Genomic DNA, 13,258 nt, shown 5'->3' with positions numbered 1-13,258 from the left:
GAACAGACCATGCGTATGGTCGTGGCAGGCAGAAAGGGAAACAAAGACGGATGCGACTCTTTAATACAATGACCCAGGCGAAAGAAGACTTCATCCCTGGGGGCGAAGTGGTGAAGGTCTACGTGTGCGGCGTGACCCCTTACGACACGACACATCTGGGGCATGCGTTTGTCTATGCGACTTTTGACACCTTACACCGCTACCTGGAGTGGCGCGGCTTGAAGGTGTGCTATGTCCAGAACGTCACCGATATTGATGATGATGTGCTGCGCAAAGCAGCGCAGGTGGGCCTTAGTTGGGATGAACTGGGCCGCCGCGAGACGCAGCGTTTCCTCGAAGATATGAGCGCGCTCAATGTGCGCATGCCCGACGTGTACGCAAAGGCAACAGAAGAGACGCCCAGGATGATCGAGTTGATCGTGAAGCTGCTGCGCGGCGGCCACGCCTATGAGCGCGAGGGCAACGTCTACTTCAGCGTCAAGAGCGACGCATCCTTCGGCGAACTGGCTGAGGCGGCAGGCTATGTCGGCTATGAGTGCTGGCTGGCGACGGCCAATGAGCGCGGCAACTATCCCGACGATCCGCTCAAAGATGACCCGCTGGATTTCGTTCTCTGGCAGGCGCAGAAGCCGGGCGAGCCAGCCTGGCCCAGCCCCTGGGGGCCAGGACGACCCGGCTGGCATATCGAGTGCAGCGCCATGTCCACGCGCTATCTCGGCGATCAACTGGATATTCACGGCGGCGGCGCTGACCTGGCTTTCCCGCATCATACCTGCGAGATCGCTCAGACAGAGAACGCCACAGGCGCTCGCCCCTTCACGCGCTATTGGATGCACATCGGCATGGTGCGGCTGGCTGGCGAGAAGATGAGCAAGTCACTGGGCAATCTGATCTTGGTGCGCAACCTGCTGGGGGCTTATGCGCCTAATACGGTGCGCGTGCTGCTGCTCAGCCATCACTACCGCGAAGCCTGGGAATACCAGGAAGAAGAGGCGCTGCTGGCGGCGAAGATAGCGACGAAACTCTATGCCGCCGCCGCGCCGCGCGTGATCGGCAAAAAAGAACGCGCGGCGGGCGTCAGGGACGATGAGCAGGCGGGAGCGGAGGTAGCGGAAAAAGCACGCCAGCATTTTATGCGGGCAATGGAGGATGATCTGGATACGCCGCTGGCGCTCAACACCCTGGCGGCGCTCGCCGATCATATTCTGGAGGCGCGCCAGCAGAAACGCGAGGAACCGGCTGCTGTGCGCGGGCTGCGCGAACTGGCGGGGGTGCTGGGCCTCAGATTGCCTGAGTAAACGAAGGGAGCGTCTGAAAAAGACGCTCCCGTTCTACATAAAGCTACTGCTGGTCTTGAGCCTGACTACGCTGCTCCTCTTTGCGAGAGCGCATCAGGCCGGTGGTATTGATGCTTTGCGCCAGTACCACAATACCAGGAAAATTGGGCTGAATGGTGCTGAAGCCTTCAACGAAGAGTTTATCTTCTTTGTCCTCGTTAATCCGCTTCTCCACCTTGTTCCACTGCTTCTCTGTCACCAGGATCAGGTATTTGGTTTCCCCTCTGAGGGTTGGCAGCCCTTTGGGGAGATTTGCGGGCGCGGTCTGGGTCTTCATCGAGAACGCCACGTACTGATGCTGCTTCTGAATCGGGCCAGGCCGCCCGGTAAGCGTGATTTTGCTGCTCATACACTCCCTCTATTTTTTTCTGGTGCGCATCAGGCCAACGGTGTTGACGTTCATTGCCAGCACGACGATGCCGGTTTTGAAATTGGGCTGAACGGTGCTGAAGCCCTCGATGTAGAGTTGATCTTCCTGATCGTCGTTGATCCTTTTCTCCACCTTCTCCCACTGCTTGGTGGCCGCCAGCACGAGGTATTTGGTCTCCCCCTTGTAGATGGGCAGCCCCTTGGGCAGTGCTGGTGGCTGCTGGGCTTTGACCGTGAAGGCCACAAACTGAGCCTGCTTCTGGAGGGTGCCAGGCCGTCCAGTAATCACCGTCTTGGAGCCTGCCAGCGGGCCAGCCTTCAACCGCCCAGTCATCTCGATGAGTGCTGGCATCTGCTCGGCCAGCGCCGTCGGCTGATCGGACTTCTGCTTCATAATCGGCTTGATTTTACGCCAATCTTTTTTCGGGTTCACCAGGCGCTGGCGTACCAGGGCGAAAAAGGTGCCTCCAGGACTCCGTTTGCGGCTGCCATCCTTCGTCAGAATGCCTTCGCCCGCAGCGAGTGTGACCGCCTCTGCTGCGTATGCCTGAGCTTTCTCTTCCCCCAGGTAATCCACCGCTCGGGCAAGCTGAATGATGGGCTTTTCTTCGGTTTCTCCCAGAAGGGCGGCCAACCCCTGGGCAGCCGCCAGCCCTTCTGGTGAGGGCGGGGGAATCGTCGCTGACGCTGGGCCAGCGGGTTTGTCTCCCGATGGAGGAGTGCTCATAGGTCTCACATTCCTCTCTACTTGCCAAGAAGCCCCTGCCCTACTCGGCAAGAGCCTCTTCTGGACTGTTGTTCCTGGTCTGCATGGAATAGAGCAGCCAGTTGACCAGCAGCCCCGCTGAGGCGCTGGCTGCCGAGACCAGGAAAAAGCTTACTACTGCCGCCCCTAACGCATCAACGCCTGCTATGGCTGGCTTCATGATGGCTGGCAGGCCAGCGATCACCTCCAGAACAACAATACCGATGATGCCCCCAAGGATTCCGGCCAGCAGGCCCATTGCCTTGTTGCCGACAGGACTCATCCAGCGGGTGATTACTGCTGCGCCGGGCAGGGCCAGAATCCCTAGAATCAATATCCAGATGCCGTTAATATCCATTGTTCCAATGTCTCCCAACAGTAAATCTCAGGGCTTCAGGTTATGGGATGGTTTGCCTGAGCGAAAAAGGGTGCATGCGCATTTCATTATATCCCTTTGGAGCCGCGCTGCATAGGGGGCGTAACGCCCTATCTAGCACTGCTCCGGGTCTCCTCGCCAAATTCGATGACCAGCAGATCAAGGGCCAGTTCGGCTGGCATGCGGCTGCGCTTGAGCGCGGTATCAACGCCCAGCGCCGCGCGATGAGCGGCTTTGAGTTGGGCGAAGGAAAAACGGCGCACCAGCGGCAGCGTTTTGCTCACGACAAAGGGATTCAGCCCGGCGGCTTCGGCGATCTGCTGGGGCCGCAGGCCGCGCTCGCTGAGGTCTTTGACCATCAGCAGCGCGCGCACCTGCGAGCCGATAAAAGCCGTCAGCCCGATAGGAGCCTCGCCGTGATCCAGCAGTTCGTGCAGGATCGTCAGCGCGTGGGCGCGCTCGTGGCGCGCCAGCGCGTCGGTGAGATCGAAAATGCGCGATTGCTGCGCTGCGGGTGTCAGCAGGCGCACGCTCGCGGCGTCAATCTGCCCGCCCTCTCCCACGTAGGCCGCCAGCTTCTCCACCTCTCCGGCCAGCAGGCGCAGTTGCCGCCCGGCGTAGATTGCCAGCATGCGGGTGGCATCGGGAGTCACAGCGCAGCCGCGCTCTTGCGCTCGCCCGGCAATCCATCGCTCCAGAGCAGGGCCGTTTGGCGGCGTAAACTGGCGCGCCTGCCCCCCCTGTTTGGCGGCCAGCATCAGCGGGTGGCTGGCCTCCAGCGCCTCATCAACCAGCACGACCAGGATGGTCGTCTCTGGCAGACCGGGCAGATATTCCGCCAGCCCGATAATGAAGGCTTTGGGGTCCGCGCCTGGCGCCCGATTTTTCTTGCTCGCGCCACCTTTTTTCCTGGGGGCGCTTCGAGCCTCGCCCTGATGATCGCCCATCGGGGCGGAACCGGCTTGCTCTCCGCTGGCGTCTTGATCGGCTGCCGCCGCGCTTCGACCCTTCTTCGCGCTCTGCTTCTCTGGCAGGCCCTCCAGCACGACCAGCCGCCGCTCGCTCAGAAACGGATACGTCTCACATGCAGCGATGAGCGCAGGCAGCGAAACCTCGTCGCCCTTGAAGGTATCCTGGTTATAGCCGAAGTCACCCTCGGCCCGCAAGGCGGCCAGCGCCTCGCGGGCGGAGAATTCGTCAGGGCCGTGAAAGAGATACCACATGGCCGTTCATTCCCTGCCTCTAGATAACTTCCCCGCTGCCAGAGCCGCGCGCCAGGGCTGGCTCATCGGGAGCCAGGGCGCTGGGCGGCGTGGGCGTGGGTGTAGGCGACGGCGTCGGGCTGGGCGTGGGTGTGGGCGACGGCGTGGGCGTGGGTGTTACCTGCTGGCTCACGTAAAGCGTGACCGAATCCCCCGCATGCACCTGCGTGCCTGGCAGGGGGTCTTGATTGATCACCGTGTTATTGGGTTTGGTGCTGAGCTGGGTAACAACGTTGTATTGAAGTTGTTTGGATTTGAGGTCTTGCTCCGCGTCAGCCAGCTTTTTCCCGCGTTCTTCGGGCATCGGGAAAGCCTCTGCCCCCTGGCTTATGTAGATCGTGACGATGCTTCCCAGGTCGGCGCGGGTCGCTGGTTCGGGCTTCTGCTCATAGACTGTACCCACCGGCTGGGTAGTGCTGGGTCCATACTGAAGGTCCACTCTGAACCCCGCGTCGGTGATTTGCTTGCTGGCGCTCGCTTCCTGCTGGCCGATGACATAGGGGACGACGGCTGTTGAGGGCGTTGGACTTGCCTGATTGCCGGTGATCGAAGCGAATAAGCCAGTCCCCAGCCCAAGCTGACTGGCAAGATAGCAGCTTAACCCCAGCAGCAGCAGGGTCGCCGCGCCAATCAAAGACATGGTGATGGCGGTGGCGCGCCGTGATCGCCCCCCCATCGTCCTGCCGGGTATCGGCGAGCGCGGCATGGTCCCTGGCGCGGCGCCAAAGGGTCGGGTTCTGGCGGTGGGATTGACGGGTTGATCCCAATACTGTGGTTCGTCCCAGTCTTCCTCTTCCTCTTCCTCTGGTTCTGGCGGCGGCAGTGGCCGGGAAACCGAACGCCCTGGAGCGCCGGGGCCAAGGCCGCCGCTCGGCCTGCCTGCCCCACTCAACAGCCCGCCGGAGCCGCGTGGGTTGGCGGGCAGCGTGGCCTCCTTCGGCAAAATCGAGCGAGCGCCGGAACCTTGCCCCGCCTGTACGGTATTCCTGGGGCCATATTCGTAGGGGCCGCTTGCTCGCCTGCTGTCGGCTTCATCCTCGTAATTATCCAGCGCCCTGGCGAGTTCGTCCCCGTTTGGGTAGCGATCACGCGGGGCTTTTTCCAGGCAGCGCAAGATCAGCGCCTCCAGCCCTGGCGGAATCTTGGGGTTCTGCTTGCGCGGCGGCTCTGGCAGGTCTTGAATATGGCGCACCGCCACCGAAACGGGCGTATCACCGTCAAAAGGCGGTTTGCCGGTTAGCATCTCGTACATGACGATGCCCAGCGCGTACACATCAGCGGCAGGCTTGACGATCTCGCCTTGCGCCTGTTCGGGGGCATAGTACTGCACCGTACCCAGTGTCATGCCGGTGGTCGTCAGCCGTTCGGCGCTCAGGTCTTTGTACATGCTGGCGATGCCAAAATCGGTGAGCTTGACCAGTCCCTCGCCGTTGACCATGATATTCTGAGGTTTCACATCGCGGTGGACAATGCTCCGACGATGCGCTGCGCCCAGCCCCAGCGCGACATCATGGGCAATGGTAATCGCCTGATCAACATCCAGAATATGGTGGGTACGGAGATAGCGCCGCAGATCGATGCCCTGGATAAACTCCATTACAATATAATAGCTATCGGCGCTTTGCCCGTAGTCATAGACCTGGACAATATTCGGATGTGTCAGCGATGACGCCGCGCGCGCTTCCATCTGGAAGCGGGTAATGAATTTGCGGTCACTGCTGTAGACCTCGCGCAGCACCTTTACGGCGACCAGCCGATTCATGCGCCGATCTCTGGCGCGATAGATGGTCGCCATGCCGCCGCGCCCGATGGGTTCCATCAGTTCGTAACGACCGCCGAGAATCTCACCTGCCATACGCCTCCCCGGCTCCAGGCAGCGGATATGCGGCTCACCTATTTATTCGCTCTTAAGACGCTTTGCCGCGCGCCGCCAGACCTTACGTGGCCCGCTCCTGGTTACACATGTGGCTTTCATTGTACCGTATCTCTTGCGTTTTGGGTAGTCTTAGCCCCCCGAATAGCCCGGTTGGCCCATAGCCGTCGTCTCTTGCCAGGGTGAGAACATAGCTCTTCCTGGTATGGTTATGAAGTACAACAACCACGAGCGCGCTGGCGTGTGTTCCCTTGCTCTGATGATACCCCGTTCTTGCCTTCCTGGCAAGGGGTTCTTCGGGAGCGGGATGGCTAGCTCACCCGGCGCGGGTTTTGCGTATAGTCATACTGCTCGGTGGATGCGGGCGCGGTACTCCAAATATCCCAGGTATCGTGTTGGTTAAATCGCATGCCCGCCGAGGTGATGGCGTTCCCCCCATTCGAGCTATCGTCTCTCAGGCGCAGCGCAACAGCCTTGCGCACATACTCCGAGATAGATTCTCTCGCGGCAGAGGCAGCTTCCTCCAGGGCATCCAATTCCTTTGTGGGCAGCCGAAATGAAACTACCGAAGTTCGGCCTGGCCGAACCTCGATGGGAACAGCTTCCTCACTCCACTCATCTGGATCATCCTGGTGTTCATAGAGTTCTTGTATCAGATCGGTATCGTTTTCTTGGCGCATGATTGTTAGTACCTCCCGTACCATTCTTCTTGAGCTTTACTGGCACGCCAACCAGTGATGACCCTCCACAAGCCCTGGCCGCCCGGAACCTGTGCAATGAAGATAACCCAGATGGCGCCGCTGAGATCTGGCCCTATCATTTGGTGGCTGGCAGCTCGATATTTCTTATTGCGGCGGAACTTTGGTTTTTCCAGCCATACCTGTTCCACCATGCGCCGATTGAGACCATGCCTCCTGATCTCCTCCTCATTTGCTTCGTCCCATTCCCATTCATCAATATACATCTCCCGCGCCCTCTTAAACAAAAGGTGGTATACTCTAGTATACCACAGTATACTCTAGCTGTCAGCAGGGAGAATAAGTGTATGCCGGAGACGACTGCCATTGAGTTTCTTATCCTGGCGAATCATGTCGAGGCCGCCAATGGCCTGTTTTACATTAGTGGAGGTGGCTGGACTGAGCATTATCGGCGCGTCCCCAAAGGGGGCAGGCCGCCCGTAAGCCATTTTGGTATTGGCATCTCCGTTCTGGTACCCTGGCATGAGACGAATGAGCCACACCGCCTTGCCGTTCAGGTAGAAAACGAAGACGCGACGAAGGTGGTAGCGGTTGTTGACGCGAATCTGGAGATTGGTCGTCCGCCTGCTTTGCCTCCTGGTACCCCCCAGCATGCCATCGTTAGCCTGGCGATAAATGCGACTTTTCCTGCGCCCGGCGGTTATCGAGTCGTTGCGCGGCTCGATGAAAACAAAGAGGTCAAAACGTGGCCCTTTCGGGTGCATGATGTCACCAGTACCGCGTGAACCGCCGGTTGTGTTGCTGGCTGCGCTATAATCAAGAAACAGCGTTTCTTCTTACCCTTTCAGGTTATGTATGCTTATGGAATATTGCCCTCGCTGCGGTCATGCGCTGGTGGAGCGCGAAGCGTTTGGTCGGCTGCGGCCAGTCTGTCCGGGCTGCGGCCATGTTGTCTTTCGCGGGCCGAAAATCGCGGCTGGCGCGCTGGTCGTGCGCGATGGCGCGATTTTGCTCAATCAGCGCGATATTGATCCCGGCCTGGGCAAGTGGGGGCTGCCAGCGGGCTATGTGGACCTGGGCGAACGAGTTGAGGACGCCGCGATCCGCGAAGTCAAAGAAGAGACTGGCCTGGATGTGTGCCTGGAGGGTCTGCTGGGCGTGTACACCAATCTGGAGCGCGGCGTGGCCCTGGTCGTCTACTGCGCCAGCGTGCGTGGCGGCGAACTGATTGTCGGCCACGAGACGCGCGCCGTCGGGTTCTTTGCGCCCGATGCCCTGCCTGAACTGGCTTTCGCGCAGAATATCGAAATCATTCAAGATTGGTTGCGGAGAAAGGACTCCTGATGCCGCTGACAGCCCGGCCTTTGCGCGTGGCGCATTGCTTTCAACCTGGCCGCCGTCGCCTGGCCCAGCAAGCCGTGAACGAGGGGCGCGTAGAACGCCTGCTGGCCTGGGATGCGCTGGGGCCTGAGCATCTGTACACGCTGGCGCGGCTCAGCCTGTACCTGTTTCTGGTGGGCGCGGCTTTCTTTCTGGGGCTGAATCTGCTGGTCTATCGGCTGGAGACAGGCGCGGCCAGCGGCTCGATCAGTTGGTCGCAGGTCTGGACGGTGGCCGGAGCCAATATCCTGGCCTATCTGGCGGTATTGGGGCTGCACGAGGGCGCGCATGGCCTGGTTTTTGCCCTGCTGGGCGGGCGGCCCGTCTTTGGCGCGAAGCTGCCTTTTGCCCTCTATTGTGGCGCGCCCGATCAACTGTTTACGCGCGGCGCTTATCTCGCGGTGGGGCTGGCGCCGCTGGCGCTGATCTCTCTGGCGGGCATCGTGTTGATTCTGCTGGCTCCTGGCCTCGCGCCGTATGTGCAGCTTGGGCTGATTGGCAACTTCTCTGGCGCGGCTGGCGATCTGTGGGCGGCGCGCATCTTGTTCCAGCAGCCTTCCACAGTATTGGTGCAGGATACTGCGACAGGCTTCGAGGTCTACGCAATTCAACCTGGGATATAAATGGCAATATCGCTGAACACCGCCTGCTGCCCAGGACTTGCGCCGAGGAAGATAGGACCAGGATTCTCTAACAAGGGCGAGGTATACGTTGCCAGCAGTTGCCCATTGGCATAGAACGAGTAGGTCATTTCTTTCACCTGGATGGTGATGTCGTTTGCGCGCTCGCTGACGCCCAGGCTGGAGGGATGCAGCGCCGCCGATCCCTCGCTGACCCCTGTCCTGGGAACGAGATAGGTGGCCGGGCCGATTTCAGGGTCATTCCGGTAGAAAAGGAAGCGCCCGGAGCCAACGATTGCCAGGCGATCATTGCCAAGGAAGCCAATAACGGCGTTCTCTTCAGCATAGACCACGCGCACGCGCAGGGTAAAGTCTTGATAGCTGCTGCCCTGAAGCTGGCAGTGCGCAGAGCGAGCAAGGTCTGGCGAGGCCACGACATAGCCGTCACTGGTGAACTGGCAATCGCTGTTTTCGTCCCAGCGTAGTTGGCCCGTCGTGTTCTGTGTCATCTTGCTCTGATACGCCAGCGTCATGCCTGCGGTGGAAGGCGGGCCGCTTACGACTCTGGATGCCAGGACAGCCAGCAGGACGGCTACCAGCGTGATCGCTGTCGCGCCAATGGTCATCCAGCGATTGATCGCGCGCAACGGCCAGGGCTTGTGTGGTTTCTGAGGCGGCTCGGCAGGCGGTGGGGGCGCAAAGGGCGCGCCCGGATAGGGCGGCTGCGGGTAATATCCACTGCTCATCTGCGGCCTCCTGGTTCGCTGCCGCCCGGCTCTCCAACGCCCAGCGTATCGGTTGGCGCGGCGCTGCTGATCGGCCCGCTCAGGCTATTGGCCCCTGGTGCGTCGGGCCATGCCGCCGCCACGTTGGGAGCTGGCCGCGCGGCTGGTAAGGCGCTGGCGGCAGACGGAGCCGACTGACGCAGCCAGCGTGTTACGAGGAGTATGATGCCCAGGATGATGAGATAGAGGCCGCCAGCGTAGAGAATGGTGGCATCCTGACGCAGACCGAAAATATCGAAATGCCAGGTCTGCAAGGGCTTGAAGCCGATCAGCAGCAGCACTTGTCCACCGTTGAAGAGGGCGTGTTGCAGGTAGGCGTAGGCCAGGCAGCCGAAGCCAATGCGCCAGCGCCAGCGCGCGCCCTTGCCCTTTATCAAATAATACCAGCCAACTCCGGCCACCGCCGCGCCCATGCCATGCAGGAGTCCCGCGCCCACGCGCCCAAAGGCGATGCCCACCCAGTCGGCCTGCGCGCTGCCAATATAGCCCGCTGTTTCTACGATGGCGAAGCCGATGCCAGCCGCCAGCCCGATCAAGAAGGCTTCTTGTGGCCCTTTCATGCGTGGCAAGAGGAAGAATCCGCTGATTTGCTTCGTCGTTTCCTCGACCAGCGGCGCTATCACCGCGATCAGGACCAGAGTAGCAATCGTGCCGAATGAGCTATTGGGGTTCAAGGCGGAGGGGCCAATGTTCAGGAGAGAGACCCCAAGCAGCAGGAGCGCCAGCACGCCCTCAAGCACGATGCCCGCGCCAACAGCGAGTGTTGCGCCGCTTGTCAGGGCCAGCCAGATGCGCCGCCAACTCACATTGAAGCGCAGCCGTTGCAGCCCCAGGGCCAGCACCATCAGTGCCGGAACGATGCCGCTGAGCAGGACCAGCGGCTCGATCAGGATTACCGATCCGGTAGGCTGTTCCAGGGCAAAGAGTGCGATGCCAGCGGCCAGAATCACCACAGCGAGCGCGAGCAGCGCCCAAAAGCTGGGCAGGCTGAACGGCGCTGATGCATCGCGCATCAGCGCGCGGATGGCATGATACATTCCGGCGCCGCCGCCCGCGAGCGCGGCCAGGATGACCATGATGAGAAAATTGATGATCGAAAGGTCTTGACTGTTGCCTGTCAACGCCAGCAGCCATGTCACCCCTATCGCGCCCAACCCGCCCAGGAGCAGCAATGAAGAGGCAACGAGGGTGAGGATGCTGAGGACTTTATGATAGGTTTCGCCTGGGGGGCGCGGCGGCCTGATAGGAGGATACCAGCCATAGGGATAGCCAGGCGCGCCCGGATAGGGTGGATAGGGCGCGTATCCGGGCTGCTGCGCGTACCCTGGATAGGCTGACGGATAGGTCGGCGTGCCAGGGCCAGCAGGCGGGCGATACGGTGGGGATGGCCTGGACGCGGCGCCTGAGCCATATTCGCGCAGGGTCGTGGGCTGCCCTGGGATCGCCTGGGCGGGTTTATCAAGGCCGGGTGTGGCCGGGGACGGTTCACTGATCGGCGGCGAGCCTGGCCCCCAGATGCCCGGCCCCCAGCGTTCGCTGCCCGATGTGGGCGCTGGCTGGGGCGCGTTCCCGTTTGGTGAAACGGCTCTAGATGCGTCCTCCAGCGGCGCCGTCCCTGGCATGATGCTGGGCGCTGGCCCCTGGAAGGGAAAAAGCGGCGCGCCGCAGGTGGGGCAGGAACGTTGTTCCAGCCCGATGCGGGCGCCGCAGGTTGGGCAGCTTTGCATGCCGGTTACCTATCTTGCGCGGCGCAGGTTCCTGGTCTTGAGATATAGGGGGAGAAGCCGCGCCCTCCGTTGTCTTGACAAGAACGTTTGCTCATATTATACTACCGTTAGCCTGCCATGAAGGGGTTTCCCACATGGTCTGCACCTTCAAAACAGAATAGTGTTTCTCAAGGTTCCAAGGTAAAGCGTTCCCTTGGGTAAAAGCACTAGCGTCTTTTGCCGGTGCAAACAGTCAGCAGAGAGGAAGCGTAGAAGCTCGTAAGAGCGCGCAGTCCTTGCCTGACGGCTTGGCGCCTTTCTGCTTGTGTGATTGTGTTCGGCTCCGTACCGCCGGGCAGGCGGGAACGGGTCTTCTTCGGAAGACGCAACGCTTGGGGACATGGAACCTCTGGCTTTCTATCAGCAGTGATGGACGGTTAAGTTCGATGGCTGAACCAAGAATCCCCGACCCTTCCCGAAAGGGTCAGGGAGTGTCAATCCAGATAGTCCTTGAGCTTGCGGCTGCGCGATGGGTGCCGCAGCTTGCGCAGGGCTTTGGCCTCGATCTGGCGAATGCGCTCGCGCGTCACCTTGAACTCTCGGCCCACCTCTTCCAGGGTGCGGCTGCGCCCATCATCCAGCCCGAAGCGCAGTTGCAAGACTTTGCGCTCGCGCTCGCTGAGTCCTCCCAGCACGACCTCGACCTGCTCTTTGAGCAGTTGATGGCTGGCGGCTTCGGCAGGGGCCAGCGCGGAGTGATCTTCGATGAAGTCGCCCAGGTGGCTGTCTTCTTCTTCGCCGATGGGGGTTTCCAGGCTGACGGGTTCCTGGCTGACTTTGATGATCTCGCGCACTTTTTCGGGAGTAATCTGCATCTCCAGCGCGATCTCCTCTGAAGTTGGCTCGCGGCCCAGTTCCTGAAGCAATCGGCGGCTGATGCGAATCAGGCGATTGATGGTTTCGACCATATGCACGGGGATACGAATAGTGCGGGCCTGGTCGGCGATGGCGCGGGTGATGGCCTGGCGAATCCACCAGGTTGCGTAGGTGCTGAACTTGAAGCCCTTCCTGTAGTCAAACTTCTCGACGGCGCGAATGAGGCCAATATTCCCCTCTTGAATCAGGTCCAGCAGGCTCATCCCCCGGCCAATATATTTCTTGGCGACACTCACCACCAGACGGAGGTTGGCTTCGGTCAGCTTGCGCTGCGCCTCCTCGCCATCTTCGACGATGCAGCGATTACAGCAGGGATTCTGGTATTCGAGTCTGCCGCGCTCCATGCGCTTTGCCAGCGATATTTCTTCTTCGGCGGTCAGGAGCGGCACGCGGCCAATCTCGCGCAGGTACATCCGCACAGGATCATCCAGGCTGCTTTCCAGATCGGCAACAATAATCCCAAAGCCTTCGTGCAACTCATCCCACTTGTGTCCAGCAGCCAACGCCTCCACATCCGGCTCTTCATCTCCACGCCATCGGCTTGCGGTTCTCTTGGTGGGATTGAGGGCGTCCATCACCATTGGCCCATCCTGTATTCTGAAGAGGTCGTCGAGTGACCCGCCTCGCGCCCCCACCTTGGCGCGAACGGACTCAACGTCGGCTACATTCAGCAGGGTATCGTGGGGTTTTGTCTCACGCGGCGCCATATGGTGGTTGGCCCGCGCGGGCTTCTGCTTCTCGTTGTCGCCTAAGAAATCGTCCCCGTCGGCCAGGTCTTCCAGGTGGTCTTCGTGGTCTTCGCTGCTGCTGGCAAGTGCGAAGCGTTCGGCTTCTTCCGCCGCAGCGGTTTCGTCTTCTTCTGCTTCTTCCGCCTCTTCCTCCGCCTGTTGTGCGGCGATAGCTTCGTCATCGAGGCCATCATCGAAGTCTTCTTCTATGAAGTCCTCATCGTCTTCTTCGACGCCTTCTTCGTCTTCATCGCCTGGTAGATTATTTAGTTCGTCGCTATCAGTGGTAGACGCTTCCTCAGCGCGCTCTTGAACCCGCAGCGCCCCCTGACGCTGGGCTAGTGGCTCGGTTTTGCGCTTGACCATTCCGGCAACCCCCTCACGAAGAGCAAGCGATGTCGAATACTGCTCGTCCTACGTCGTAATGTTGTGTGTGGTTATTT

14 protein-coding genes are annotated in these 13,258 nt (G+C 60.5%); 4 read left to right on the top strand and 10 right to left on the bottom strand.

What is annotated here, in order from left to right:
• Nucleotides 1-50 precede the first annotated feature (50 nt).
• Nucleotides 51-1,298 (top strand): cysteine--tRNA ligase, encoded by a 1,248-nt coding sequence (cysS, locus tag VH599_15285; protein HEY7349678.1) that lies wholly within the window; start codon nt 51-53, stop codon nt 1,296-1,298.
• Between the two features lie 43 nt (nt 1,299-1,341).
• Here cysS and VH599_15280 read toward each other — a convergent pair whose 3' ends face one another.
• From VH599_15280 to VH599_15250, 7 genes are all read right to left on the bottom strand, one after another.
• On the bottom strand, nt 1,342-1,686 hold the full coding sequence (locus VH599_15280) for a hypothetical protein (protein HEY7349677.1): 345 nt from the start codon (nt 1,684-1,686) through the stop codon (nt 1,342-1,344).
• 9 nt (nt 1,687-1,695) lie between these two features.
• The gene (locus VH599_15275) at nt 1,696-2,433 is read right to left on the bottom strand and encodes a hypothetical protein (protein HEY7349676.1); all 738 of its coding nucleotides are present in this window, start codon (nt 2,431-2,433) and stop codon (nt 1,696-1,698) included.
• Nucleotides 2,434-2,473: 40 nt separating this feature from the next.
• A complete protein-coding gene (locus tag VH599_15270; GenBank protein ID HEY7349675.1) occupies nt 2,474-2,809 on the bottom strand; it encodes a hypothetical protein in 336 nt (111 codons plus the stop codon).
• 128 nt (nt 2,810-2,937) lie between these two features.
• Nucleotides 2,938-4,050 (bottom strand): DNA polymerase III subunit delta, encoded by a 1,113-nt coding sequence (holA, locus tag VH599_15265; GenBank protein HEY7349674.1) that lies wholly within the window; start codon nt 4,048-4,050, stop codon nt 2,938-2,940.
• 19 nt (nt 4,051-4,069) lie between these two features.
• Entirely contained in the window at nt 4,070-5,944 is a 1,875-nt protein-coding gene (locus VH599_15260; GenBank protein HEY7349673.1) for a protein kinase, read from the bottom strand.
• 329 nt (nt 5,945-6,273) lie between these two features.
• The gene (locus VH599_15255; protein HEY7349672.1) at nt 6,274-6,642 is read right to left on the bottom strand and encodes a hypothetical protein; all 369 of its coding nucleotides are present in this window, start codon (nt 6,640-6,642) and stop codon (nt 6,274-6,276) included.
• Between the two features lie 5 nt (nt 6,643-6,647).
• Nucleotides 6,648-6,926: a hypothetical protein gene (locus tag VH599_15250; protein HEY7349671.1), complete on the bottom strand. Its 279-nt coding sequence runs from the start codon at nt 6,924-6,926 to the stop codon at nt 6,648-6,650.
• An 81-nt stretch (nt 6,927-7,007) separates the two neighbouring features.
• On the opposite strand from VH599_15250, the gene VH599_15245 reads away from it, so the two are divergent.
• The 3 genes from VH599_15245 (at nt 7,008) to VH599_15235 (ending at nt 8,663) form a co-directional block, all read left to right on the top strand.
• Nucleotides 7,008-7,445, top strand: coding sequence for a hypothetical protein (locus VH599_15245; protein ID HEY7349670.1), 438 nt, complete (start codon nt 7,008-7,010; stop codon nt 7,443-7,445).
• Nucleotides 7,446-7,521: 76 nt separating this feature from the next.
• Nucleotides 7,522-8,004, top strand: coding sequence for an NUDIX hydrolase (locus tag VH599_15240; protein HEY7349669.1), 483 nt, complete (start codon nt 7,522-7,524; stop codon nt 8,002-8,004).
• The gene (locus VH599_15235; protein HEY7349668.1) at nt 8,004-8,663 is read left to right on the top strand and encodes a DUF3267 domain-containing protein; all 660 of its coding nucleotides are present in this window, start codon (nt 8,004-8,006) and stop codon (nt 8,661-8,663) included. The genes VH599_15240 and VH599_15235 overlap by 1 nt, the downstream gene beginning before the upstream one ends.
• Here the strand turns inward: VH599_15235 and VH599_15230 are convergent.
• From VH599_15230 to rpoD, 3 genes are all read right to left on the bottom strand, one after another.
• Nucleotides 8,648-9,406, bottom strand: coding sequence for a hypothetical protein (locus tag VH599_15230; protein HEY7349667.1), 759 nt, complete (start codon nt 9,404-9,406; stop codon nt 8,648-8,650). The genes VH599_15235 and VH599_15230 overlap by 16 nt on opposite strands.
• Nucleotides 9,403-11,172: a PrsW family glutamic-type intramembrane protease gene (locus VH599_15225; GenBank protein ID HEY7349666.1), complete on the bottom strand. Its 1,770-nt coding sequence runs from the start codon at nt 11,170-11,172 to the stop codon at nt 9,403-9,405. Before VH599_15225 ends, VH599_15230 begins: the two co-directional genes overlap by 4 nt.
• A gap of 473 nt (nt 11,173-11,645) precedes the next feature.
• The gene (rpoD, locus tag VH599_15220; GenBank protein HEY7349665.1) at nt 11,646-13,181 is read right to left on the bottom strand and encodes an RNA polymerase sigma factor RpoD; all 1,536 of its coding nucleotides are present in this window, start codon (nt 13,179-13,181) and stop codon (nt 11,646-11,648) included.
• Nucleotides 13,182-13,258: the final 77 nt, after the last annotated feature.

This window comes from Ktedonobacterales bacterium (assembly GCA_036557285.1).
Classification (GTDB): Bacteria; Chloroflexota; Ktedonobacteria; order Ktedonobacterales; family DATBGS01; genus DATBHW01.
Note: the sequence above shows the minus strand (reverse complement) of the source record. Positions and strands in the feature narration are given on the sequence as shown.

Excerpts from the sequence above, each read along its gene's own strand:
- VH599_15255 (HEY7349672.1), bottom strand. The coding sequence starts at position 6,642 with ATGCGCCAAGAAAACGATACCGATCTGATACAAGAACTCTATGAACAC.
- VH599_15235 (HEY7349668.1), top strand. The coding sequence starts at position 8,004 with ATGCCGCTGACAGCCCGGCCTTTGCGCGTGGCGCATTGCTTTCAACCT.
- rpoD (HEY7349665.1), bottom strand. The coding sequence starts at position 13,181 with ATGGTCAAGCGCAAAACCGAGCCACTAGCCCAGCGTCAGGGGGCGCTG.
- holA (HEY7349674.1), bottom strand. The coding sequence starts at position 4,050 with ATGTGGTATCTCTTTCACGGCCCTGACGAATTCTCCGCCCGCGAGGCG.
- VH599_15260 (HEY7349673.1), bottom strand. The coding sequence starts at position 5,944 with ATGGCAGGTGAGATTCTCGGCGGTCGTTACGAACTGATGGAACCCATC.
- VH599_15230 (HEY7349667.1), bottom strand. The coding sequence starts at position 9,406 with ATGAGCAGTGGATATTACCCGCAGCCGCCCTATCCGGGCGCGCCCTTT.
- VH599_15280 (HEY7349677.1), bottom strand. The coding sequence starts at position 1,686 with ATGAGCAGCAAAATCACGCTTACCGGGCGGCCTGGCCCGATTCAGAAG.
- cysS (HEY7349678.1), top strand. The coding sequence starts at position 51 with ATGCGACTCTTTAATACAATGACCCAGGCGAAAGAAGACTTCATCCCT.
- VH599_15225 (HEY7349666.1), bottom strand. The coding sequence starts at position 11,172 with ATGCAAAGCTGCCCAACCTGCGGCGCCCGCATCGGGCTGGAACAACGT.
- VH599_15245 (HEY7349670.1), top strand. The coding sequence starts at position 7,008 with ATGCCGGAGACGACTGCCATTGAGTTTCTTATCCTGGCGAATCATGTC.
- VH599_15250 (HEY7349671.1), bottom strand. The coding sequence starts at position 6,926 with ATGTATATTGATGAATGGGAATGGGACGAAGCAAATGAGGAGGAGATC.
- VH599_15270 (HEY7349675.1), bottom strand. The coding sequence starts at position 2,809 with ATGGATATTAACGGCATCTGGATATTGATTCTAGGGATTCTGGCCCTG.
- VH599_15240 (HEY7349669.1), top strand. The coding sequence starts at position 7,522 with ATGGAATATTGCCCTCGCTGCGGTCATGCGCTGGTGGAGCGCGAAGCG.
- VH599_15275 (HEY7349676.1), bottom strand. The coding sequence starts at position 2,433 with ATGAGCACTCCTCCATCGGGAGACAAACCCGCTGGCCCAGCGTCAGCG.